The organism is Paraburkholderia sp. CNPSo 3272 (genome assembly GCF_024206495.1).
GTDB lineage: Bacteria > Pseudomonadota > Gammaproteobacteria > Burkholderiales > Burkholderiaceae > Paraburkholderia.
Genome location: NZ_JAMBPQ010000038.1, coordinates 21,779 through 44,297 on the forward strand (window position 1 = coordinate 21,779; position 22,519 = coordinate 44,297).

Here is a 22,519-nt window from a genome sequence, read left to right on the forward strand (position 1 = left end):
GAATCCTGACGTCGCACGCCGAGGCACGTTGCCGCACCCGATGCGGCAGCGCGGTGTATTGACGCATCGCGACGCTCTGCGCACATCCCCGCTGCGCAACGAGTGCTTAATCTAAATTGATCTGCATCAATGCTTTAGCGCAGATTTTCATCCCTTTGATATTGACGACTGCGACACGCTGGCGCACGTCGCAGCGCAGCAAAACCTTCGCCGTTCCCCTACGCTTACGTCCATCGCACGAGAAGCGCAGCGCCCCCACTGCCTCGCCGTGCGACGTTTCTTCCGCGCTTTTCCCGGTAAGCAAGCAACAGGCACGTACATGCACACGTCACTTTCCGCCTTCGACCTGGCCCGGCTGCAGTTCGCCTTCACCGTTTCGTTTCACATCGTCTTTCCGGCGCTCTCCATCGGCCTCGCGAGCTTCATCGCCGTGCTCGAAGCCTGCTGGCTCAAAACGCGCCAGCCGTTCTACAAGGACCTCTGCCTGTTCTGGTCGAAGGTCTTCGCCGTGGCCTTCGGCATGGGCGTCGTGTCCGGCGTCGTCATGAGCTACGAGTTCGGCACCAACTGGTCGGGCTTTTCGTCGTTCGCGGGCCCCATCACCGGACCGCTGCTGATGTACGAAGTCATGACCGCGTTCTTTCTGGAAGCGGGCTTCCTCGGCATCATGCTGTTCGGCTGGAACCGCGTGAGCCCGCGCGCCCACTTCGGCGCGACGCTGATGGTCGCCATCGGCACGCTCATCTCCACGTTCTGGATCCTCGCCTCGAATAGCTGGATGCAGACGCCGCAAGGCTTCAAGATCGTCGATGGCCATGTCGTACCGGTGGACTGGTTCAAGATCATCTTCAATCCGTCGTTCCCATATCGTCTTGCGCACATGGCGATCGCCGCGTTCATCGTGGCCGCGCTCGTGGTGGCTGCGAGCGGCGCATGGCATCTGCTCAAGGGGCGGCGCGACCCCGCCATCAAGAAGATGTTCTCGATGGCGCTCGGCCTGCTGCTCGTGCTCGCGCCGGTGCAAGCCTTCGTGGGCGATGCGCACGGCCTGAATACGCGCGAATACCAGCCCGCCAAGATCGCCGCGATCGAAGGCATCTGGGACACCGAACAAGGCGGCACCGCGCTCAATCTGTTCGGCATTCCCGACATGCAGGCCGAGACGACGCGCTACGCCGTTTCCATTCCGCATCTGGGCAGCCTGATCCTCACGCATAGCTGGGACGGCGAGATCAAGGGACTCAAGTCCTTCCCCGCCGACGAGCGGCCCAATTCGCCGCTGCTGTTCTGGAGCTTCCGCGTGATGGTCGGCTTAGGCATCCTGATGATTCTGCTCGGCGTGATCGGTTGGGTGCTGCGCCGCCGCGGCACGCTCTACGAATCGCGCGGTTTCCAGCGCTTCGTGCTCCTAATGGGACCGACGGGCTTCATCACGCTGCTGGCGGGCTGGGTCACGACCGAAGCCGGACGTCAGCCCTGGGTGGTCTACGGCGTGATGCGCACGGCGCAGGCAGTGTCGCCGCTCACCGCCCAGCAGGTGGGCATTTCGCTGATGGCATTCGTGGCGGTGTATTTCCTCGTGTTCGGCACGGGCATCTACTACCTGCTCAAGCTTCTGCGCAAGGGTCCCGCACTGCCCGACCCGAAGCCGGATGCGCCCCGCGAGCCACGTGAACCGCGCATGGCCCACCCTGCGCTCGCCATGAGTCAGACCGCACGCCGCCCCATGTCCGCCGCCGATCAGCTGATCGACGCCTGAGGCTCTCCGCATTCATCGTTACGAGGCTAGAAAGCAAATGGATGTCACCGTCATCTGGGCCGCGATCATCGCGCTCGGCGTTCTTCTCTACGTGGTGCTGGACGGCTTCGATCTCGGCATCGGCATCGTGTTTCCGCTCTTTCCCGACGAGGACGAGCGCGATCTCATGATGAACACCGTCGCCCCCGTTTGGGACGGCAACGAGACCTGGCTCGTGCTCGGCGGCGCAGGACTCTTCGCCGTGTTCCCCGTGGTGTATTCGACCGTGCTCTCCGCACTCTACCTGCCGCTCGTGTTCATGCTCGCGTGCCTGATCTTCCGCGGCGTGTCGTTCGAGATTCGCGCCAAGGCCAATCGCACGAAGCATTTGTGGGACCTCGCGTTCATCGGCGGCTCGACGGGCGCGGCGTTTTTCCAGGGGATCGCGCTCGGCGCATTCCTGCAAGGCATTCCAATGGACGGCGGCCAGTTCGCCGGCGACGCCTTCGGCTGGCTCACGCCCTTCAGCCTGCTCTCCGGTTTCGGCCTCGTCGCGACCTATGCGCTGCTCGGCTGCTGCTGGCTCGTCGCGAAGACCGAGGGCGACCTGCAGCGCCGCCTGCGCAAGCTCGTCTGGCCGCTCACGGTCATGCTGCTCGGCTTCATCGCGCTCGTCAGCCTGTGGACGCCGCTGCAGGACCCGGCCATTGCCGAACGCTGGTTCCGCTCGGGCCTCTTCTGGCGTCTGGCGCCGGTGCCGCTGCTCGTGCTCGCCTGCGCCGCATGGATGCGCTGGGCCGTGCATGCGCGCCATCACAAGACGCCCTTCATCGCGGCCATCGGGCTCGTGCTGCTCGGCTATGCGGGGCTGCTCGTGAGCCTGTGGCCGTACGCGATTCCGCAGGGCCTCACCCTGTGGGAAGCGGCCGCGCCGCGCGAGAGCCAGATGTTCACGCTCGCTGGCGCAGCGTTCATACTGCCGATCATCCTCGCGTACACAATGCTCGGATACTGGGTCTTTAGAGGCAAGGTGCGTCATGGCGACACCCATCACTACCACTAACACTGCGCGCCGCGCGCTGCCCGGCTGGCTCTGGTTCGTAGTCCTCTGGTGTGCGGGCGTGGGCGCGGCCGTGTCGCTCGGATTCGTCTTCAAGGTTTTCATGAACCTCACGCTGTTCGCCGTGAAGTGATGTGCACAAGCGCAATCGCACGAGCGCGCTCGATTTCACGGCGCCGCGTTAGACTGTAGGCTCTTTGTCACCCGTGCGAAAACCTCATGCAACAGATGACCTTCATGGAATGCGTCAAGCGCGCATGGGCGAGCGCCTGGCAGGCCGCCGTGCAAATGCCGGTTCTGATTGCGGTGACGTTTGTGATCTACGCGGCGCTCGGCTGGTTCGGGCTCGCCGGGCGGCCCGTGGCGGCCGAAGGCGCGGCCCCCTCCGCCGGGCTCAATTTGCTCGGCAATCTCGCCTCGCTCCTGAATTCGCTTCTCTACCTCTGGTTCACGCTCAAGATCTCGCGCTTCGTGCTGCTAGGCGAGCGCAGCGCGCCGCTCATGCCGGCAGGGGCGAAACCGTTCCTGCGTATTTTTGCGGTTGGCTTCATTCTGGCGGTCGCGCTCGGCGCATTCGCGCTGTTGCTGTGGGTCGTGCTGCGGCCGCAATACCAGGGCGGCGCCGCGTTCCTCTTTCTGGTGGTCGTCGCGATCTGGATGTTCGTGGCTGTGCGCCTCTCGCTGCTCTTTCCGGCGCTCGCCGTCGGCAGCAAGATCGCCTTCGGCGCCGCATGGCGCGACAGCCGCGGGCACTTCTGGAGCCTCTTTGGCGTCACCTTCGTCGCCGCGCTGCCCATTGCGGTGTGCGGCCTGATCGTGCTGATCGGCATGGGCCTCGCGGGCGTCACGCCTGAGACCGTGCGGCAGCCGGGTTGGCTAACCGCGCTCGCCATAGGTCAGAGCATCGGCAATATCGTATTTGCGCTGCTCACCACCACGGCACTCGCCTGGCTTTATCGCCGTTACGCGCAAGCCCTGGCTTCGCCCTCCCCGAACTGATCTCGCACTACCAGATGCCCGGCACGAAGCGATAACGCACACGCGCCAGATACTCGCGGTAGCCGGGCAGATTCTCCGCCAGCGTTTGTTCTTCGCGCACTGCGCGATAGCCGATCCCCACGACCATCACGGGCACGCAAGCGAGCCCCCACCACGAACCGAGCATGAGCGGCGTGCCGACGAGAAAGAGCAGCGCGAAGCCATACATCGGGTGACGCACGTACGCATACGGGCCGGTGTCGCTGACTGTGTGCCCGCGTTCGCTCTGAATCTTAACCACGGGCGCCGCAAAGCGGTTCGCGGCGAAGACGGCGCGCGTCGCGTAGATGTCGACGAAGATGAAGATGGCGCCGAGCACGCTGAGCCACAGCGGCACGCGCGACCAGCCCATGCGCACGGCGTCGATTCCCATCAGGCACAGCCACGCGCAAAAACCCACCGAGACGCACAGCATGAACACGCGGTCCCACGGTTGCTGCGTACGTTGCGCAAACGGCGCGAGCCGCTCGACCAGGAGGCCCGGATCTTCGCGCCCGAGCCACAGGCCGATCCACACGCCGCACAACGCCCACTCGATGAGCCAGAGCCACGCCGCCGTCCACGCCAGCGTGCCCGCCGAAACGAATAACAGCACGCCCATCAATCCGAACCAGACCACGACTTGCACGAACAGCTTCGCCATCAGCGCTTTCGTCATTTTCAGCTCAGTCATGATGCCCTCCTTGCGCGCGGGGACGCTGACTCGCGTTCGCTCGCGCCTACTGCGTGGCGCTGTGCGACGTCATGCGCGCATATAGCGCGTCGGCATCGATACGCTGCGCCGCGTCGCCGCGCGCGAGATCGATGCCGAAGCGTTCGCGCAGACACTGCGCGAGTTCCGCTCCATTTGCGAGCGTACGCTCCTCGCTCACCTGGCCTTGTGCGTCGCGCTCGGTAAAGCGCTCATTGAACAGGATCGCACGGCCGCCTTCGCGCGCGATGCACGCGATCAGGCTGAACGTGAAAAACGACTCGGGCGACGCCGAGGTGTACCAGTTCGCCACTTCGTAATCGACCCACTCCGCAGGCGTCAATTCAAAGCGATAGAGATCGAACCACTTCTCGCCATCGTGCAATTGCAGCTTGCGCTCGTTCGGCGACAACGTCACGAGCCGCGCCGGTTCGTGCGGCGTCGGCTGCTCCGCCCCTGTCGAGAACGAGAGCGGCGCGCGCAGCGTCGCAGCACCGAAGCCCCCGTCGACGAGCCACGCATCGCCCTGCGCCTCCACGCGCAGCAGCATATGCGTGCGCGGCGTGCGCGCGCCGGGCTCACGCCCGTACAGCACGCGTGCGGCGAGCGGGGTCACCGTAAAACCAAGTTGCATGAGCACGTGCGCGAGCAAGGTGTTGTGCTCGAAGCAGTAGCCGCCGCGCCGTTGCGTCACGAGCTTCGCGACGATGTCCGGCAGTTTGATCGACACGCGCCGCCCCGCGAGAGGATCGAGATTCTCGAACGGAATCGCAAGCGGATGCAGTCGCTGCAGCTCGCGCAGCACGGCGAGTGTCGCCGCGCGCGGACCGCGATAACGGATGCGGTCGAAGTACGAGTCGAGATCGAGTTCGTAGCTTGGGGAAATGTCGGTCATGGAGCCAGTTTGCCTGGAAGTTCGAGCGGCGGAACGCGCGGTCACGCAACGTGATGATAAGCGACTTCATTCGCCTGACTGGTTCTCCAAAACTAACAACCTGTAATGTGTGAATGCGCGAATGAACGCACTTCGCAAGGATGTCTGTGATCCGGCGTAAAGCAAGCGTAAAACAGTTGCGAATCATTCTCGTTTTTGTTGACGCTCGCATTCACTGTGAGTACGATGGCGCCGTCTGGAGATATCGGGTATTCAGCGGCTTGCGAATAATAAGCGCCAATGCGATCAATCAAGCAAACTTTCAATAAGTAAGGAATACGATGGAATTGACCCGAACCGTCCGCGTGCGCGCGCTGGCCTGCTCGCGCGGAGCAGCGCCGGGCCGGCCGGCGCGGCGGCGCGCACCGGCCTTGCGCGCCATTGCCGTGCTTGCCGCGAGCGCGACTTTCGCGTGCGGAGCCGCACGCGCACAGAGCAACGCGAACCCCGACGCCGCGCCTGAGGCGCCGGAAGCCGACCTGGCCATTCAGGCGCAGCCGTCGAACTTCTGGACCGGCTTCTGGACGCGCCAGAACATGCTCGGCGACATGGGCGGCCTGCGGCCGTGGCTCGGCAAATACGGCGTCACATTCCAGCTCACGGAGACGAGCGAGTACCTCGCGAACCTGCGCGGCGGTCTCAAGACGGGCGGTGCGTACGACGGCCTCACGACGGCGACGGTTCAGGTCGATACGAGCAAGGCTCTCGGCATTCCGGGCGGCCTCTTCAATGTGAGCGCCCTGCAGATCCACGGCACCAACCTGAGCACGTCGAACCTCGGGACGCTGAACACGGCAAGCGGCATCGAAGCCACGCCGACCACGCGCCTGTGGGAGCTGTGGTACCAGCAATCGTTCTTCAACAAGCGCCTCGACGTGAAGATCGGTCAGCAGAGTCTCGATCAGGAATTCATCGTGAGCCAGTACGGGGCGCTCTTCATCAACACGATGTTCGGTTGGCCGGCGCTGCCTTCGTACGACATGCCCTCGGGCGGCCCCGCCTACCCGCTCGCCGGTCTAGGCGTGCGCGTGCGTGGGCAGATCACGCCTTCGTTGACGGCACTCGCAGGCGTGTTCTCGGGCGATCCGCTCGGCAACGATCCGAATAACCTTAGTGGGACGAACTTCAATCTGCACAACGGCACGTTGTGGATCGGCGAGCTGCAATACGCCATCAACCAGCCGTCAGAAGGCGAGCTCGTCAGTGCAGACAATCACGGCCTGCCCGGCACCTACAAGGTTGGGTTCTGGTACAACAACAACTCGTTCGCCGACCAGCGTTTCGACAACACAGGCCTTTCGCTCGCGAATCCGGCTTCGACCGGCATTCCGGCGCAGCACCAGGGCAACTACAGCTTCTATGCGGTGGCGGACCAGATGATCTGGCGTCCCGACCCGGACGAGCCGCGCAGCATCGGCGTATTCGCACGCGTGATGGGTGCGCCCGGCGACCGCAATCTCGTGAGCCTCGCGGCCAACCTCGGCATCGTGATGAAGGCGCCGTTCAAGGGCCGCGATAACGACAGCGTGGGCCTTGCCGCCACCTACATCAAGGTCGGCAATAACGTGCACAACCTCGACCTCGATCAACAGATGTTCACCGGCGGTCCTTACGGCGTGCGCACGCAGGAAACCGCACTCGAAGCCACCTATCAGTATCAGGTCACGCCGTGGTGGATTCTCCAGGCGGACGCGCAATACACGTTCAATGCGGGTGCCGGCCAGAATCCGCAGGATCCGACCGCGCCGCTGCGCAACACGTTCGTAATTGGCGTGCGGACCAACATCACGTTCTAAGCCTCGCAATCGACACCATGTCCAACACCAAGTCCTCGCGTTTTCCTGCCAGCGTGCGCGCCGGCCGCGCGAGGCACGGAGATTCAGTATGAAACACGCTACGCGCACGCTCCTGCAATGCACGGCCCACGCGGTCCGCTCCGCGCTCGCGCTTGCCGCCGCGGCGGCGCTCGCCGGTGCCCCGCTCGCCGCTCGCGCCGACCCGCAGGGCCTGCTCGAGACCGTCAAGCACCACACCACGCTCATCAACACCGTGCCCGACAACGGCGATCAGAACCCGTATGCGATCTTCGTCGCGCCGGTCTCCTCCGGCTCGGTGAAGGAAGGCGACGTGCTGGTCGACAACTTCAACAACGCGGCCAATCTGCAGGGCACCGGCAGCACGATCGTCGACTATCACCCCGACACGAAGCAGATGACGCTGTTCGCGACGATTCCGCGTGATCTCAAGGAATGCCCGGGCGGCGTTGGGCTTTCGACCGCGATGACGATGCTCAAATCGGGCTGGGTCATCGTGGGCAGCACGCCGAGCAACGACGGCACGACCAACACCAAGGGTGCGGGCTGCATGATCGTGCTCGACAGCAGCGGCAAGATTGCCAAGGTCATCAGCAGTCCGAATATCAATGATCCGTGGGGCAACATGGCTGTGGTCGACAATGGCGACCAGGCCACGCTGTTCGTGAGCAACGCGGGCTTCGGCGTGGGCGGCGCGGACGGCAATCCGCCCGTTTTCAAGCAGGCCACGGTGCTGCGGCTCGACCTCGACCTCCAGAGCGGCCAGGCGCCGGTCCTGAAGAGCGAGACCGTGGTGGCGAGCGGTTTCGGCGCGCAGGCGGACAAAGGCGTGTTCCTCGTCGGCCCGACCGGCCTCGCGCTTTCGGCGGACGACAAGCTGCTCTACGTGTCCGACGCGATCGGCAACCGCATCAACGTGATCGAAGACCCGCTCACGCGCGACACCAGCGCGGGCGTGGGCCGCCAGCTCACCGCCGACGGCCTGCTGCACCGTCCGCTCGCCATGATCACCACGCCGCAGGGCCACCTGCTCGTGACGAATGCCTTGAACGGCCAGGTCGTCGAGATCGACCCGGCCGCGGCAAAGCAGCTCTACGCGCGCTGGATCGATACCGACAAGGCGCAAACGCCTCCGGGCAACGGCGACCTGTTCGGCATCGCGCTGACCCCGGCAGGCGACGGCTTCTACTACGTGGAAGACGACGTAAACACTCTCGTGCTGGCTAAATAATCATGTCCTCCGACGATACCCCTAACCAACCATCGCGCCCTGCGCGTCGCGGCTTCCTGAAAGCCGGCGCCGCGCTCGGTGCGAGCCTCGGCGCGGGCGCGGCCACGAGCGGCCTCGCTCAGGCCGCCGAGGCAAAGCACCACGCGATGTCCGCCGACCCGATGCTCGCCGTCGAGCCGTTCTACGGCGAGCACCAGGGCGGCATCGTGACGCCGCAGCAGGCGCACACGTATGTCGCGGCCTTTGATCTCACGACGATCTCGCGCGACGACGTCATCAACTTGCTGCGCAAGTGGACCGAGTCCGCGGCGCGCATGAGCCAGGCGCATCCCGCTGCCGCGCTCGACTATTCTGGCGACGACCACCCCGCGGCCGACTCCGGCGACGTGCTGGGTCTCGGCCCGGCGGGCCTCACGGTCACCTTCGGCTTCGGCCCCGGCCTCTTCACGTCGCAGGACAAGGACCGCTACGGTCTCGCGCACAAGCGCCCCGCCGCGCTCGTCGACCTGCCGCGCTTCAACGGCGACCAGCTGATCGCTCAAAAGACCGGCGGCGATCTCTTCGTGCAGGCGTGCGCCAACGACGCGCAAGTCGCCTTCCACGCGGTGCGCCAGCTCGCGCGCCAGGGGTATGGCATCCTGACGATGCGCTGGGGCCAGGCGGGCTTTCTCTCGGGCCCGCGCGCGCAGACGCCGCGCAACCTCATGGGCTTCAAGGACGGCACGAACAACCCGCCGACCACGGACCCGAAGGCGATGAACCAGTTCGTCTGGGCGACCGCCGCCGACGCGCCGTGGATGCAGGGCGGCACCTATACGGTGGTACGCCGCATCCGCATTACGCTGGAGCACTGGGACCAGATGGAACTGGGCTTCCAGGAGCAGGTGTTCGGCCGCCACAAGTACAGCGGCGCGCCTCTCGGCCAGAAGAAAGAGTTCGACAACGTCGATCTCAACGCGCAAGATAAGGACGGCAATCCGCAGATTCCCGAGAACTCGCACGTGCGTCTCTCGAACCGCGCATCGAACAACGGCGCGCAGATCCTGCGCCGCTCGTATTCGTACAACGACAGCACGGACTTCTATATCGAGCGCTGGCCGCCGTGGCGCCAGGAAACCGAATATGACGCGGGGCTCATCTTCATCGCCCACCAGGGCGACCCGCGTACGGGCTTCATTCCGATCAACGAGCGCCTCGCGAAGTTCGACATGATGAACCAGTTCACGACGCACGTGGGCAGCGCAGTCTTCGCATGCCCGCCCGGCGCGAAAGCGGGCTCGTTCATCGGCGCGGAGCTGTTCAGCGCCTGAGATTCACAGATAACAACGGACAACGAAGCAATATGAAAATTTCCATGATGCGCGCGCCGCTGCGCGCCGCCGCCCTCTCGCTCGCGCTTGCCGGCATGCTGCCGCTCGCCGCGCACGCGGCCTCGATCACGCTCTACAACGCACAGCACGAGCAGGTCGTGAACCAGCTCGCGAAGGACTTTCAGCAGCAGACCGGCATCGACGTGAAGATCCGCAGCGGCGAAGGCCCGGCGCTCGCTGCGCAACTCGTCGCCGAAGGCGAGAAGACGCCCGCCGACGTCTACTTCACGGAGAACTCGCCTGAACTGATGCTGCTGGAAGAAAAGGGGCTGCTCGCCCCCGTGCAGAAAGCGACGCTCGCGGTCGTGCCCGAACGCTTCAACTCGCCGCAAGGGCAATGGGTGGGCGTGACCGCGCGCGAGAACGTGCTCGCGTACAACACGGCCAAGGTCCAGCCCGCGCAATTGCCGAAGTCGATTTTCGATCTCGCCAGACCCGAGTGGAAAGGCAAGGTCGGCCTCGCGCCGAGCGACGCCGACTTCCTGCCGCTCGTCGACGCCGTGCTCGCCGTGAAGGGCGAAGCCGCCACGCTCGAATGGCTCAAGGGTCTGAAAACCAACTCGCAGATCTTCGACGACGACGAAGGCGTGGTCGCCGCCGTGAATCGCGGCGCGGTCGCCACCGGCATCATCAACAACTACTATTGGGACCGCCTGCACGCCGAGATCGGCGACAAGAAAACGCAGAGTGCCGTCGCGCATTTCGCCGATGGCGACGTGGGCGCGCTCGTCAATGTTTCGGGTGCCGCCGTAATGAAGTCCGCGCACAATGTGGACGGGGCACAGAAGTTCCTCGCCTATCTCGTGAGCGAGCGCGCGCAGAAGCTGATGGCGCAGAACCACATCAGCTTCGAGTACCCGCTGCGGCCCGGTGTGGCGAGCGATCCCATCAACAAGCCGTTCGACCAGCTGAAGCCGCCCGCGCTGACCATCCAGCAGCTCGGCGACGACAGCCAGGCGGGCAAGCTGCTGCGTCAGGCTGGCCTGCTGTGATCGGCATGGAGTACGAAGCAAGATCGTGAGCGAAGCAGTTACGACGGCGCAGGCCGTGCCAGAGTCTCATCAAGTCGATGCCGCGGGGGGCCCTCCCCTGCGCGCGCGGCGGCGTGCGCCGCGCGCGCTCTTCGCCGCCGCCGCGCTCGGCCCGCTGCTGGTGCTGCTGCCGCTCGCGCTGACGTTCTGGCGCGCGCTGTCCTTCGGCCTCGCCGACGCCGCCGAGCTGATCTTCCGGCCGCTGGTTGGCGAGTTGCTCGTCAACACGCTGTCGATTACCGTTTCGGCCACGCTCGCTTGCGCCGTGCTCGGCACAGCGGTGGCGTGGCTCGTCGAGCGAACCGACGTGCCGGGGCGGCGCGCCTGGGCGCTGCTCGCCGCGGCGCCGCTCGCCATGCCCGCGTTTGTCACGAGCTACGCCTGGGTCTCGTTGAGCCTCGATTTGCAGGACTTTCTCGGCGCGTTCATCGTCATCACGACGGCCTACTTCCCGCTCGTCTACCTGCCCGCGGCCGCCGCGCTACGCGGCCTCGACCCCGCGCTCGAAGAATCAGCGCGCGCGCTCGGCTGCAATCGCTGGGCCGTTTTCGTGCGCGTCGTGCTGCCGCAATTGCGACCCGCACTGTTCGGCTCGATGCTGCTCGTCGCGCTTGGCGTGCTCTCCGAATTCGGCGCATTCACGCTGCTGCGCTTTCGCACCTTCACCACGGAGATCTACGCGGAATACCGCACGAGCTTCGATGGCGGCGGCGCCTCGCTGCTGGCCTGCGTGCTGATCCTGCTCTGCCTTGTATGCCTCGTGCTCGAGTTCCGCGTGCGCGGGCGCGCGCGCTACGAGCGTGTGGATCGCGGCGCGCGCCGCGCGAGCGTGCGCCATGCGCTCGGCCGCTGGCGCTGGCCTGTGGCGGCGGCCTTCGTCGCGCTCAATGTGGCGACGCTCGGCGTGCCACTCGCGATGATCGGCTACTGGCTCACGCAGCCCGGCGCGGCGGCCATCACGCCCGCCGAAGTCTCGCCGGAGTTGCTGGTTTCGACCACGTTCGCCTCGCTGCGCCTCGGCCTTACCGCCGCGTTTTTCACCACACTGCTCGCGCTGCCGCTCGCGTACCTGCTTGCACGCTATCCCGGCCGCGCCGCGACGTTTCTCGAACGCACCGCCTTCATCGCCCAGGGCGTGCCCAGTCTCGTCATCGCGCTTGCCATCGTCTCGCTCGCTGTGCGAGCGCTCGAACCGCTCTACCAGGGCACCACGCTGCTGATTACGGCCTACGCGATCCTCTGCCTGCCGCTGGCGCTCGTGAGCGTGCGCGCGGCGCTCCTGCAGGCGCAGCAGCGCCTCGAAGACACGGCGCGCGCGCTCGGCCTGGGATGGTTCGCCACGCTGCGCCGCGTCGTGCTGCCGCTCGCGGGTCCCGGCCTCGGCGCGGCGGCCTCGATGGTGTTCATCTCGGTGGTCACCGAACTGAACGCCACGCTGCTGCTCGCGCCGATTGGCACGCACACGCTCGCCACGCAGGTCTGGACCGACACGTCGACGCTCGCCTTCGCGGCTGCCGCGCCCTATGCCGCGCTGCTCACCGCGCTTTCTCTCGCCGCTTCGGGCCTGCTGTTCGCGTTTGCGGGCCGCTCCGCGCTCGCGGGCCATGCAACGGTCAACATGCCGGTCGATACGATCAACGCGCCGCCCGACGACGCCTGAGCCTCAGTTAGCCCCAAGTTAGCCCCAAGTTAGCCCCATGAGCACACTTCGCATTTCCGGCCTACAGAAGGCCTTCGACGGCCATCCGGTCCTGCACGGCATCGACCTTTCCGTGCGCTCGGGTTCGCTCGTCGCGCTGCTCGGGCCTTCGGGCAGCGGCAAGACCACGCTGCTGCGCGTGCTGTGCGGCTTCGAGCGCGCCGACGCTGGCACGATCGAGATCGACGGCCGCCGCGTCGCCGGCGATCGCCTGCATCTGCCGACCGAGCAGCGTCATATCGGCTACGTGCCGCAAGAGGGGGCGCTCTTTCCGCATCTCACCGTCGCCGAGAACATCGTGTTCGGCCTGCCGCGTGCGCAGCGGCGCGCGCAGCATCGCGTGGCCGAATTGCTCGAACTCGTCGGTCTTCCGGAATCCTATGCATCGCGCGCGCCGCAACAACTTTCGGGTGGGCAGCAGCAGCGCGTGGCGCTCGCCCGCGCGCTCGCACCCTCCCCCGGCCTCGTGATGCTCGACGAGCCGTTCTCGTCGCTCGACGCCGCGCTGCGCGTCGAAACGCGCGAAGCCGTGGCGCGCGCGCTCGCCGCCGCCGGCGCGACCGCCGTGCTCGTCACGCACGACCAGGCTGAGGCGCTCTCGCTCGGCCACGAGGTCGCCGTACTGTGGCGCGGCAAGCTGCTGCAGAGCGGGCCGCCGCAAACGCTGTATCGCCGCCCGGCCACGCGCGAACTCGCGGCCTTCATCGGCGAGGCGGTGCTGCTGCCGGGGACGGTGGCCAATGGGCGAGCGCATTGCGTGCTCGGCGCGCTGCCGATCCAGCAAGACCAGCACGCGGCAGAAGGCGCCGTGGACGTGATGCTGCGCCCCGAGCAGATCGACGTGCTCCCCGAAACCGCCCAGCGCGACGGCGCGCTCGAAGCGGTGGTGCAGGCCATCACCTTCCAGGGTCAGGATGCCGCGCTCACGCTGCAACTGATCGATGCGCACGCAACGGTCCGTGCGCGCGTGCCCGGTTATCGCACGCCACGCGAAGGCGAGCGCGTGCGGCTCGCGGTGGGCGGCGAAGTGAGCGTCTATCCGCGCTGACGCGGTACTGAAAGGTCCTGCACCATCTGCTGCGCGAGGTAGTCGCAAGTCGGCCGGTTCGATTTGACGCTGCGCGCCACCACGATTTCCAGCGGCTCGATCTTCGGCAGGCCCTGCGCCTCGCCGAGGATCGCGAAACGCGCGGGCACGCTGCAACGCGTGAGCGCGACGATCGCAATGCCCGCCTCCACCGTCGCCGTCAAGCCCATCAAACTCGCGCTGCTATACGCGGCGCGGTAGCGGATATGCGCGGCGTCGAGCGCCGCCACGGTATGCGCGCGCGCCACGCTGCCATGTTCGTAGAGCCCCACCGGCAGCGGCGACATGGCAAGCGGCGCGGGGTCGGTGGCGGACCCCACCCAGACCATCTCCTCGGCGCGTACGAACTCGCCGCGCATCTTGCGGTCGCGCGTGACGAACGCGATATCGATCTTGTTGTCCGCCAGCATCGGCCCCAGCGCGACGCTCTGCGCACAGACGATCTCGATCTCCACATGCGGATAAAGCGTCGAAAAACGCCGCAACACCGGTGAGAGCAGCGACGCCATATAGTCGTCGGGCGCGCCGAGCACCACGCGCCCCGTCACCTCGGGCCGCACCAGCGCCGCCCACGCCTCCTCCTGCAGATCGAGCGCGCGCCGCGCATATTCCAGCAGCGTGTTGCCCGGCCGCGTGAGCGCGAGATTGCGCGTGTCGCGCGTAAATAGCGTGGTGCCGAGCATCTGCTCGAGCCGCTTGATCTGCATGCTCACGGCCGCCTGCGATCGATGCACGGCCACGGCGCCCTTCGTGAAGCTGCCCGCGTCTGCGACGGCGGCGAAGGTACGCAGCAAATCGATGTCGAATTCGGAGTTCATTGGCGGGGAAACGGGTTTCAGCCGGCTCTACGCCGATTCATAAGCTGAGTTGATGGAATTCTTCAATTTAATTCGTTTGCCCGCGCCCCGCAACTGGCGAATACTTAAGCTGTCCCCTTTCGATTTTCCCCGTCCTGCCATGCAATCCGAACATCACGGCAACCGCCAGCAAGGCGTCCTCATGCTCGCGGGCGGCGGCCTCCTGATGGGCACGATCGGCGTATTCGTCGAGGAGGCGCGCCTCGGCGCCCTCACGCTCGTGTTCTTCCGCTGCTTTTTCGGCATGCTCGCGCTCGCCGGGTACTGCGCGTACAAAGGCTGGCTCTCGCCGCGGCAGTTCACGCGCCGCACGTTCGCGCTCGCGGTGATTTCAGGTGTGCTGATGGTCACGCAGTGGGTGGCTTTCTTCGACGCGATCCATCGCACGAGCATCGCCGTTTCGACGGTCGTGTTCCATGTGCAGCCGTTCTGGGTCGTGCTGATGGGCGCGGCGCTCTTTCATGAGCGGCTCGGCGCCGACCGGCTGGGCTGGATCGGCATTGCGTTCGTGGGGCTCGTGCTCGCTTCCGGTGTGCTCGCGGAAACTCATGTGGCCGATCGCACGAGCTACATGATCGGCATTGGCGAGTCGCTGGGCGGCTCGGTGCTCTATGCGAGCGTCACGCTGATCGCCAAGAGCCTGCGCAACTTTCGCCCGCACCTGCTCACGCTGACGCAATGCGTGGTGGGCTCCGTGTGCCTGCCGCTCATCGCACCGTTTTTTGCGCCGCTCGAACTCGCGCATATTTCCGCCACGCAATGGGGCTGGCTCGTGGGCATGGGGGTGCTGCACACGGGGCTTTCGTACGTGCTGATCTACGGCGCACTGCCGATGTTGACGACACCCGTGATCGCCGTGCTGCTGTTCGTGTATCCGCTCACCGCGATCGCCGTCGATGCGATCGTCTACGGTCGCGCGCTGAGTGTGCCGCAGCTTGCGGGCATGGCGCTGATCGTGGCGGCGAGCCTCGGGGTCAATCTCGGCTGGCGCCTGCTGCCGCCGAGGCTCGTGAAGGCGCGGCGCTAGCCAACGCGCCGCATATCGGGATCAGGAAGGCAGCGTTTGACCCTTCGTTTCCGGCGCAAACGGAATGATAAGGAGTCCCAGAACGAAGGCTAGCGCCGTGAGCGCCACCGGCACGCCGAGCGTGTGCATACGCAGCACGGCCGCGCCAAGCAGGAAGTTCACGCCCGCACCCACGAAGCGGCCAAATGACGTACAGAACGCGAACGCCGTAGCGCGCACACGCGTTTCGAACTGTTCGGGCAGCCAGAGGCTGAACAGCGCGAAGTTGCCGCCGAAGAAGCCCAGCACGAAGAGCAGCGCGATGAACGGCACGAGTCCGTTCTCCAGATAGAACGCCCAGCCGAAGCTCGCCGCGATCGTTACGGCCATGCCCGTGAAATAGACGGCGAGCGTCCACCTGCGGCCGATGCGCTCGGCCATGGGCGGCAATGCGAGGCAACCCAGGATCGTGCCGATCGACAGGATGCCCGTAGCGATAGACGCCGTGCGGATCGCCTCGGCCTTGTTCGCGCCCGCCTTCGTCGCCAGCTGGATCACGGCGGACGGTTCATAAACCGCGCCTGCCCACAGCCCGATGATCGCGATGGTCAGCAACGCGCACGCCACCACGGTGCGCAGGCGGTACACGTCGCCGAAGATTTCACGCAGCGGGCGGCCGCGGTGCACATGGCTCGCCTCCGACTTCTGCCACGTGGCCGGCTCCTCCACGCGCGTGAGCACGAGAATGGCCACCACTACCGGCACCGCGCCCGTGAGGAACATGGCGCGCCAGCCGAAATGCACGCCGACCGTGTAGTTGAGCGCGGCCGCAATGAAGAAGCCCGCGTAGTAGCCGGTCTGCAGATAGCCCGCGCCCATCTTGCGGCGATCCTCCGGCCACGATTCGGCCACGTAAGTGCCCGCAAGCGCCCACTCCCCGCCGATGCCCACGCCCGCCAGAAAGCGATAGATGCCGAGCGACCACACGCTCTGCGCGGTGGCCGAAAGTCCCGTGAAGATCGCAAACATGAAGATAGTGCCGGCCAGCACGCGCGTGCGCCCGAAGCGGTCCGCGAGCGGCCCCCAGATGAACGACAGCCCCCAGCCGACGAGGAAGAGCGCGAACAGGATCGAGCCGGCAAGCCCGATGTTCGCCGCGCTCGCCTCATAGCCCGAACGCGGCAGCAGCTCCGTGAGCGCGGGCGTGAGCACGAGTGCGTAGATGAACGAGTCCATCCCGTCGAGCGTCCAGCCTGCCCAGGCGCCCCAGAAACCGGCGATCTGCGACCGGTTGAGCGGTGTCTTGGTGCGAGTTCGCCGCGCGGACTCGGTGATCGAATTCATGATGCTCCTCTCTCCATTGATGCCTCGCCAGCCCACGCAGCAGGTTGCGCACGCGCGCCGCGAAACGCGGAAATGCAGGCCGCGGCAGTGCCGGCCCTCTTCAGGAACTCCCTGTAAGCCCCCGTTCTTCTTACCCGTCTATAGTGAATCTGGTGTTTCTGTGTTGCGGGTTTTGGAGGCTTTCGCCCCGGTCGTTTTATATATAATATTTGATCTCATGAGCGACGCAACGAATGGTTTTCCCCTGGAAGGCGCGGCAGCGCCCCGCACCAGCACCTCGCGCATGATCGCCGACGCCCTGCGCAGCGCGATCGTCGAGGGCAAGCTCGCGCCCAATGCGCCGCTGCGCCAGGACGCGATCGCGCGGCATTTCTCGGTCAGCGCGATCCCCGTGCGCGAGGCGCTGCGCCAGCTCGCGAGCGAAGGCTGGGCGAAGATCGAGGTAAACAAGGGCGCGAGCGTCGCCCCGCTCTCCGCCGACGAAGCGCGCGAGATCTACGAGATCCGCTCCGCGCTCGAAAGCCTCGCGCTCGGCCTCGCCATTCCGAACCACACGAGCGCCACGCTGCGCGAAGTGACCGCGCTGGCCGCCGCGGCGAAGCGCGAGCGCGATCCGTCGCTTTATGTCGCGCGCAACGAGGCCTTTCATATGAGCCTCTATGCGCCCGCCGGCCGCCCGCAGTTGATGGAGATGCTCGCTGCGCTCCATCGCCGCGGCGAACGCTATCTGCGCCTGAAATTCGGCTTCCCCGAATACAAGGGCGAATCCGATAGTGAGCACACCGAAATTCTCGCCGCGGTAAAGCGCGGCGACGTGCCCACTGCGCAAAAACTCGTGGCCAAGCACCTGCTCGGCACGGGCGAACTCATCTACCGTTTCCTGACCGAGCGCGCCGCGCTGCCTGCAGTGGCAACCCCAGCGCCGCCTTCGGTGCATACTGCCGCCGCAAAGCCGCGCGCCGCCTCTTCCCGCTCACGGAGCCGAACCGCCGATGAAGCCTCAAGCTGATACGCCAACCTCGCCTGACCTCGCGCCGCGCTCGTGGACCACGCGCCGCGACGAAAAGGCCCGCCGCCTTGCCGCCGTTTCGGGCTGGCTCGAGGACGGCGTCCTGCCCGCCTCGCGCATGACCGATGCGCTCGAACTGCTGATCCGCCCGGGCGACCGCGTCGCGCTCGAAGGCGACAACCAGAAGCAGGCCGACTTCCTCTCGCGCTCGCTGGCCAAGGCCGATCCGGCCAAGGTCAACAACGTTCACCTGCTCATTTCGAGCATCAGCCGCCCCGAGCATCTGACGCTGTTCGAGCGCGGCATCGCGCACCGCGTGGACTTCGCGTTCGCGGGGCCGCAGAGCCTGCGCGTGGCGCAACTGCTCGAAGACGGTCAGCTCGAAGTGGGCGCGATCCATACCTATGTCGAGCTGTACGCGCGCATGTTCGTCGACCTGATTCCCCAGGTCGCGCTACTGTGCGCGGAGAAAGCCGACCGCCACGGGAATCTCTACACCGGCCCGAACACCGAAGACACGCCGACCATCGCCGAGGCCGCCGCGTTCAGTCAAGGCATCGTGATCGTTCAGGTTAACGAAATTGTCGATGAACTGCCGCGCGTGGACATTCCGGGCTCGTGGGTCGACGTGGTCGTGCAGGCCGACCGCCCGTTCGCGGTCGAGCCGCTCTTTACGCGCGATCCGCGTCACATCGGCGACTTGCAGGTGCTCACCGCGATGATGGTCATCAAGGGCATTTACGCGCCCTATGGCATCGCCGCGCTCAATCACGGTATCGGCTTCGACACCGCCGCGATCGAATTGCTGCTCCCCACGTACGGCGAATCGCTGGGCCTCAGGGGCAAGATCTGCCGCAACTGGACGCTCAATCCGCACCCCACGCTGATTCCCGCGATCGAATCGGGCTGGGTGGAGAGCGTGCATTGCTTCGGCAGCGAAGTGGGCATGGAAGCCTATATCGCCGCGCGGCCCGATGTGTTCTTCACCGGCAGCGACGGCAGCCTGCGCTCGAACCGCGTGCTGTGCCAGCTCGCGGGGCAATATGCAGTGGATCTCTTCATCGGCTCGACGCTGCAGATCGACGCGTACGCGAATTCGTCCACCGTCACGCGCGGCCGGCTCGCAGGCTTTGGCGGCGCGCCGAACATGGGCCACGATCCGCGCGGACGGCGCCATGCGAGCGAAGCGTGGCTCAAGCTGCTCAAGGACAACGGCCCGGTTTCGCGCGGCCACAAGCTCGTTGTGCAACTGGCGGAAACGTGGAAGAAAGGCGGCGAGCCGACCTTCGTCGACGAACTCGACGCCATCGCCGTAGGCCAGAAGAGCGGCATGCCTGTCGCGCCCGTGATGATCTATGGCGACGACGTGAGCCATGTCGTGACCGAAGAGGGCATTGCGCACCTGCATCGCGCAGAGGGCATCGACGAGCGCCGCGCCGCGCTCGCAGCCGTGGCGGGCGTGACGCCCATCGGCCTGCGCGCACAGCAGCAGAAAACCGACGAATTGCGCCGCCGCGGCATCGTGCAGTTCCCCGAGGATCTCGGCATCTTGCGCGGCGAGGCCAAGCGCTCGCTGCTCGCGGCGCGCAGCATCGACGATCTGGTGACGTGGTCGGGCGGCCTCTATGCGCCGCCCGCCCGTTTCCGTAGCTGGTAAGCGCAATGCGTACGCTTGCTTTTACGGCGCTTGCCGAAGGCTCGGCGGGTCTCGCGCGGCGGGTTCCGTACGCGGGCGACGCGCGGCTGTCCTCCCCCGACGCGCAACTCGCCCGCTTCGCCCGGGACGCGCTGATCGAAGAAGCGCGCCTCACGCCCAAGCCCGCGCTCGTGGACGCGCGCGGGAGTGGCGCGCACAGCGATCTCGATCTCGCGACGATGCTGCGCTCGGCGCACGCGCTCGAGCCTACGTTCGAAGCACTCGCGCGCGCCTCGCGCGGCGCAGCGCCGGGCACGGCGCTGCGCACCGATCTCGCGCGCATCGGCCGCGCCGGCGAAGCCGCCATGATGCGCGCGACGCAAGGCAGCAACGCACATCGCGGCGCGATCTGGATCGTCGGGCTGCTGGTGGCGGCCGCGGCGATCGTGCATACGCCGCAAAGCAGCGACACAGAGTGTGCCCATGCGGCGCACATCTGCGAAACGGCTGCGCAGATCGCGCACTACGACGACCTGCTCGCGCAGCCCGCGCAAAGCAACGGCGAGCGCGTGCGTCAGCGCTACAACGTGGGCGGCGCGCGCAGCGAAGCGCAAGACGGCTTTCCGCACGTCGTCCGCGTGGGCCTGCCCGCCCTGCACGCCGCCCGCGCGCAGGGCCATGACGAAGCCCACGCACGCGTGGATGCCCTGCTCGCGATCATGGCCTCCCTCGACGACACCTGCGTGCTGCACCGCGCGGGGCTCGCCGGGCGCGAGGCCGCGCAAGCGGGCGCGCAGCGCGTACGCGACGCGGGCGGCCTTGCCACGCAAGCCGGCCGCGCCGCGTTCGATGCGCTCGAACGCGCGTTGCTCGCGCTCAACGCATCGCCGGGTGGCGCGGCCGATCTGCTCGCCGCGACGCTCTTCATCGACAGACTGGTTCAGCACCGCATGGGCGGGAGGACGGTTTCATGGAACAACTGACATTCGACTATCCGGCGCAACGCGCCGTGACGACGCGCGCACACGTAGGCGTGGTGGGCTCGGGCGATCTCGAGGTGCTGCTGCAGCCCGCGAGCGACATGCAGGCGCGCGTGGTCGTGCATACGAGCGTGGACGGCTATAGCCACATCTGGAAGAGCGTGCTCGACCGCTTCTTCACGCGCTACGACGGCGCGGCGCTCATCGAGATCAACGACTTCGGCGCCACACCCGGCGTGGTGGCGCTACGTCTCGCGGAGGCCGTCGAAGCCGCGCAGGAGGCGAAGTCATGAGCAGCACGAATCAACTGACGCCCGGCGCACTGCTGCGCGAAAGCTTCATCGAATTGAGCGCGCGCGAACGCGCGGCCGCCGTGCTGGACGCGGGCACGTTCCGCGAACTGCTTGGGCCCTTCGACCGTATCGAATCGCCGTGGCTGCCGTTGCAGGGCATCGTCTGCCAGGCTGACGACGGCGCGGTGATCGCGCGCGGCACCATCGACGGCGAGCCCGCCGTCGTCGCCGCGATCGAATCGGCATTCCAGGGCGGCAGCATCGGCGAAGTGTCGGGCAGCAAGATCGCCGCCGCACTCGAACTGGCGCTCGCCGACTGCGAGCGCGGCAAGATCGTGCGGCCCGTCATCCTGTTCGAGACCGGGGGCGTGCGCTTGCAGGAGGCCAATCTCGGCCTCGCCGTGATCGCGGAGATCCAGTCGGCCATCGTCGCCTTGCGCGCTCATGTGCCCGTGGTCGGCGTGATCGCGGGCATGGTCGGCTGTTTTGGCGGCATGTCGCTCGCGGCGGCCCTGTGTTCGACGCTCGTGATGACGAAGCAAGGCCGCCTCGGCATGAATGGCCCGGAGGTGATCGAGCAGGAAGCCGGCATCGAGGAACTCGATTCGAGCGACCGTCGCCAGGTGTGGCAGTTGATCGGCGGCGAGCAGCGCGCGCAAACAGGTTTCGCCGATGCGCTCGTCGAAGACGCCGTGGATGACGTGCGCGCCGCCGTGCGCGCGGCGTTTGCACAAGGCGCACCGCTCACGCCGCGCTCGGCGGATGTGGATGCCACGCTCGCGAAACTCGCGCAGATTGATCCCGCCAGCGTCACCCCAGAAACGATGCGTGCGGTGTTCGCCGCTTCGCCCCTGAACCTGCGCGGAGAAAACGCATGAACGACACGACGACGAGCCGCGGCGTACGCTGGCTGCGCGCCCTCGCGGGCGTAGACACACAAGGCGCGTGCGTGCGATACGCCGACGCGCCGCTCGACGACGAGACCGCGCGCTTCATCACTGTCGCACCCGATCCCGCGAACCGCTTTCCGCGTGCGCGCGAGAACGTGGTGGGCCTCGAACAGGGCTGGCGTCTTGCGAAGGCGGTGCGCGAAGCGATTGCCGAAGACGCGGCGAGCGGCAAGCGCCGCCCCATCATCGCGATCGTCGATGTGAAAAGCCAGGCCTACGGCTATCGCGAGGAGATGCTCGGCATTCACCTCGCCTGCGCCTCGGCCGTGGACGCCTACGCAAGCGCGCGGCTCGCGGGGCATCCCGTGGTGGCGCTGATCGTCGGACCCGCCATGTCGGGCGCGTTTCTCGCTCACGGCTATCAGGCCAATCGCATCGTCGCGCTCGATGCGCCCGGCACGATGGTCCACGCCATGGGCAAGGAAGCGGCGGCGCGCGTCACGCGGCGCAGCGTAGAGGAGCTCGACGAGCTGGGCGAAAAGATCGTACCGATGTCATATTCGATGGCTTCGTTCGCCAAGCTAGGTTTGCTCGACGAGCTGATCGAAGGCGTCGATGCGGACGCGCCGAGCGTTGCGCAGATCGCACGTGTGCGCGATGTGCTCGCACAGAAGGTGCGGGAAGCACGCGGCGACACGAGCGGGCTCGCGCATCGTCTGCAAGGCGAGTCGGCGCAGCGCACGCGTGCGGCGTCGATCGAGGTGCGCAAGCGCCTGGCGCAACAGTGGGACGCTAGCTGATGCGAGTCTGC

The 22,519-nt window shown here is 66.4% G+C and carries 21 protein-coding genes; 17 read left to right on the plus strand and 4 right to left on the minus strand.

The features are described from left to right. Positions 1-319: 319 nt before the first annotated feature. The 4 genes from M3I53_RS30530 (at position 320) to M3I53_RS30545 (ending at position 3,797) form a co-directional block, all read left to right on the plus strand. Positions 320-1,759 carry a cytochrome ubiquinol oxidase subunit I gene (locus tag M3I53_RS30530; RefSeq protein ID WP_254319535.1) on the plus strand — a complete coding sequence of 480 codons (1,440 nt, stop codon included), beginning with the start codon at positions 320-322 and terminating at the stop codon, positions 1,757-1,759. Positions 1,760-1,796: 37 nt separating this feature from the next. After that, positions 1,797-2,801, plus strand: a complete 1,005-nt coding sequence (cydB, locus tag M3I53_RS30535) for a cytochrome d ubiquinol oxidase subunit II (RefSeq protein ID WP_254319536.1) — start codon at positions 1,797-1,799, stop codon at positions 2,799-2,801. Continuing rightward, positions 2,776-2,931, plus strand: a complete 156-nt coding sequence (locus M3I53_RS30540; protein WP_254319538.1) for a hypothetical protein — start codon at positions 2,776-2,778, stop codon at positions 2,929-2,931. The genes cydB and M3I53_RS30540 overlap by 26 nt, the downstream gene beginning before the upstream one ends. Positions 2,932-3,017: 86 nt before the next feature. Then, a complete protein-coding gene (locus M3I53_RS30545; protein ID WP_254319539.1) occupies positions 3,018-3,797 on the plus strand; it encodes a hypothetical protein in 780 nt (259 codons plus the stop codon). 7 nt (positions 3,798-3,804) lie between these two features. Here M3I53_RS30545 and M3I53_RS30550 read toward each other — a convergent pair whose 3' ends face one another. Then, a complete protein-coding gene (locus tag M3I53_RS30550; RefSeq protein WP_254319589.1) occupies positions 3,805-4,482 on the minus strand; it encodes an isoprenylcysteine carboxylmethyltransferase family protein in 678 nt (225 codons plus the stop codon). A 73-nt stretch (positions 4,483-4,555) separates the two neighbouring features. Then, positions 4,556-5,422, minus strand: a complete 867-nt coding sequence (locus M3I53_RS30555; protein WP_254319540.1) for an arylamine N-acetyltransferase — start codon at positions 5,420-5,422, stop codon at positions 4,556-4,558. 320 nt (positions 5,423-5,742) lie between these two features. Between M3I53_RS30555 and M3I53_RS30560 the strand changes: the two genes are divergently transcribed. The 6 genes from M3I53_RS30560 to M3I53_RS30585 all read left to right on the plus strand — a co-directional run bounded on the left by M3I53_RS30560 (position 5,743) and on the right by M3I53_RS30585 (position 13,654). Continuing rightward, positions 5,743-7,257, plus strand: a complete 1,515-nt coding sequence (locus M3I53_RS30560) for a carbohydrate porin (RefSeq protein WP_254319541.1) — start codon at positions 5,743-5,745, stop codon at positions 7,255-7,257. A gap of 88 nt (positions 7,258-7,345) precedes the next feature. Beyond that, positions 7,346-8,506, plus strand: a complete 1,161-nt coding sequence (locus tag M3I53_RS30565) for a hypothetical protein (protein ID WP_254319543.1) — start codon at positions 7,346-7,348, stop codon at positions 8,504-8,506. Positions 8,507-8,508: 2 nt separating this feature from the next. Continuing rightward, positions 8,509-9,816 (plus strand): iron uptake transporter deferrochelatase/peroxidase subunit, encoded by a 1,308-nt coding sequence (gene efeB / locus M3I53_RS30570; protein WP_254319544.1) that lies wholly within the window; start codon positions 8,509-8,511, stop codon positions 9,814-9,816. A gap of 32 nt (positions 9,817-9,848) precedes the next feature. Further along, a complete protein-coding gene (locus M3I53_RS30575; RefSeq protein ID WP_254319546.1) occupies positions 9,849-10,868 on the plus strand; it encodes an iron ABC transporter substrate-binding protein in 1,020 nt (339 codons plus the stop codon). 55 nt (positions 10,869-10,923) lie between these two features. After that, the gene (locus M3I53_RS30580; protein WP_254319590.1) at positions 10,924-12,567 is read left to right on the plus strand and encodes an iron ABC transporter permease; all 1,644 of its coding nucleotides are present in this window, start codon (positions 10,924-10,926) and stop codon (positions 12,565-12,567) included. 37 nt (positions 12,568-12,604) lie between these two features. After that, positions 12,605-13,654: an ABC transporter ATP-binding protein gene (locus M3I53_RS30585; RefSeq protein WP_254319547.1), complete on the plus strand. Its 1,050-nt coding sequence runs from the start codon at positions 12,605-12,607 to the stop codon at positions 13,652-13,654. Here the strand turns inward: M3I53_RS30585 and M3I53_RS30590 are convergent. Then, positions 13,642-14,511 carry a LysR family transcriptional regulator gene (locus tag M3I53_RS30590; protein WP_254319548.1) on the minus strand — a complete coding sequence of 290 codons (870 nt, stop codon included), beginning with the start codon at positions 14,509-14,511 and terminating at the stop codon, positions 13,642-13,644. The two genes, M3I53_RS30585 and M3I53_RS30590, sit on opposite strands and share 13 nt — an antisense overlap. A gap of 139 nt (positions 14,512-14,650) precedes the next feature. Here M3I53_RS30590 and M3I53_RS30595 point away from each other — a divergent pair, with 139 nt between their 5' ends. Further along, complete coding sequence (locus tag M3I53_RS30595) at positions 14,651-15,577, plus strand: DMT family transporter (RefSeq protein ID WP_254319550.1); 927 nt, start codon at positions 14,651-14,653, stop codon at positions 15,575-15,577. 21 nt (positions 15,578-15,598) lie between these two features. Here the strand turns inward: M3I53_RS30595 and M3I53_RS30600 are convergent, their stop codons facing one another. After that, on the minus strand, positions 15,599-16,900 hold the full coding sequence (locus M3I53_RS30600; RefSeq protein WP_254319552.1) for an MFS transporter: 1,302 nt from the start codon (positions 16,898-16,900) through the stop codon (positions 15,599-15,601). A gap of 217 nt (positions 16,901-17,117) precedes the next feature. On the opposite strand from M3I53_RS30600, the gene M3I53_RS30605 reads away from it, so the two are divergent. Genes M3I53_RS30605 through mdcE form a run of 6 tightly spaced genes read left to right on the plus strand, consistent with a single transcriptional unit; the run spans position 17,118 to position 22,508 of the window. Continuing rightward, positions 17,118-17,909 carry a GntR family transcriptional regulator gene (locus M3I53_RS30605; RefSeq protein ID WP_254319553.1) on the plus strand — a complete coding sequence of 264 codons (792 nt, stop codon included), beginning with the start codon at positions 17,118-17,120 and terminating at the stop codon, positions 17,907-17,909. Further along, positions 17,893-19,566, plus strand: a complete 1,674-nt coding sequence (gene mdcA, locus M3I53_RS30610; protein ID WP_254319555.1) for a malonate decarboxylase subunit alpha — start codon at positions 17,893-17,895, stop codon at positions 19,564-19,566. Before M3I53_RS30605 ends, mdcA begins: the two co-directional genes overlap by 17 nt. A gap of 5 nt (positions 19,567-19,571) precedes the next feature. Further along, positions 19,572-20,528 carry a triphosphoribosyl-dephospho-CoA synthase gene (locus M3I53_RS30615; RefSeq protein WP_254319560.1) on the plus strand — a complete coding sequence of 319 codons (957 nt, stop codon included), beginning with the start codon at positions 19,572-19,574 and terminating at the stop codon, positions 20,526-20,528. After that, positions 20,516-20,818, plus strand: a complete 303-nt coding sequence (locus M3I53_RS30620) for a malonate decarboxylase subunit delta (RefSeq protein ID WP_254319561.1) — start codon at positions 20,516-20,518, stop codon at positions 20,816-20,818. Before M3I53_RS30615 ends, M3I53_RS30620 begins: the two co-directional genes overlap by 13 nt. Further along, entirely contained in the window at positions 20,815-21,696 is an 882-nt protein-coding gene (locus M3I53_RS30625) for a biotin-independent malonate decarboxylase subunit beta (protein ID WP_254319566.1), read from the plus strand. The genes M3I53_RS30620 and M3I53_RS30625 overlap by 4 nt, the downstream gene beginning before the upstream one ends. Next, positions 21,693-22,508, plus strand: coding sequence for a biotin-independent malonate decarboxylase subunit gamma (gene mdcE, locus M3I53_RS30630; protein ID WP_254319568.1), 816 nt, complete (start codon positions 21,693-21,695; stop codon positions 22,506-22,508). Before M3I53_RS30625 ends, mdcE begins: the two co-directional genes overlap by 4 nt. Positions 22,509-22,519 lie beyond the last annotated feature (11 nt).

Bases quoted from the DNA above. Each gene is read 5' to 3' on its own strand.
- M3I53_RS30530 (WP_254319535.1), top strand. From the start codon at position 320: ATGCACACGTCACTTTCCGCCTTCGACCTGGCCCGGCTGCAGTTCGCC.
- cydB (WP_254319536.1), top strand. From the start codon at position 1,797: ATGGATGTCACCGTCATCTGGGCCGCGATCATCGCGCTCGGCGTTCTT.
- M3I53_RS30540 (WP_254319538.1), top strand. From the start codon at position 2,776: ATGGCGACACCCATCACTACCACTAACACTGCGCGCCGCGCGCTGCCC.
- M3I53_RS30545 (WP_254319539.1), top strand. From the start codon at position 3,018: ATGCAACAGATGACCTTCATGGAATGCGTCAAGCGCGCATGGGCGAGC.
- M3I53_RS30555 (WP_254319540.1), bottom strand. From the start codon at position 5,422: ATGACCGACATTTCCCCAAGCTACGAACTCGATCTCGACTCGTACTTC.
- M3I53_RS30560 (WP_254319541.1), top strand. From the start codon at position 5,743: ATGGAATTGACCCGAACCGTCCGCGTGCGCGCGCTGGCCTGCTCGCGC.
- M3I53_RS30565 (WP_254319543.1), top strand. From the start codon at position 7,346: ATGAAACACGCTACGCGCACGCTCCTGCAATGCACGGCCCACGCGGTC.
- efeB (WP_254319544.1), top strand. From the start codon at position 8,509: ATGTCCTCCGACGATACCCCTAACCAACCATCGCGCCCTGCGCGTCGC.
- M3I53_RS30575 (WP_254319546.1), top strand. From the start codon at position 9,849: ATGAAAATTTCCATGATGCGCGCGCCGCTGCGCGCCGCCGCCCTCTCG.
- M3I53_RS30585 (WP_254319547.1), top strand. From the start codon at position 12,605: ATGAGCACACTTCGCATTTCCGGCCTACAGAAGGCCTTCGACGGCCAT.
- M3I53_RS30590 (WP_254319548.1), bottom strand. From the start codon at position 14,511: ATGAACTCCGAATTCGACATCGATTTGCTGCGTACCTTCGCCGCCGTC.
- M3I53_RS30595 (WP_254319550.1), top strand. From the start codon at position 14,651: ATGCAATCCGAACATCACGGCAACCGCCAGCAAGGCGTCCTCATGCTC.
- M3I53_RS30600 (WP_254319552.1), bottom strand. From the start codon at position 16,900: ATGAATTCGATCACCGAGTCCGCGCGGCGAACTCGCACCAAGACACCG.
- M3I53_RS30605 (WP_254319553.1), top strand. From the start codon at position 17,118: ATGAGCGACGCAACGAATGGTTTTCCCCTGGAAGGCGCGGCAGCGCCC.
- mdcA (WP_254319555.1), top strand. From the start codon at position 17,893: ATGAAGCCTCAAGCTGATACGCCAACCTCGCCTGACCTCGCGCCGCGC.
- M3I53_RS30615 (WP_254319560.1), top strand. From the start codon at position 19,572: ATGCGTACGCTTGCTTTTACGGCGCTTGCCGAAGGCTCGGCGGGTCTC.
- M3I53_RS30620 (WP_254319561.1), top strand. From the start codon at position 20,516: ATGGAACAACTGACATTCGACTATCCGGCGCAACGCGCCGTGACGACG.
- M3I53_RS30625 (WP_254319566.1), top strand. From the start codon at position 20,815: ATGAGCAGCACGAATCAACTGACGCCCGGCGCACTGCTGCGCGAAAGC.
- mdcE (WP_254319568.1), top strand. From the start codon at position 21,693: ATGAACGACACGACGACGAGCCGCGGCGTACGCTGGCTGCGCGCCCTC.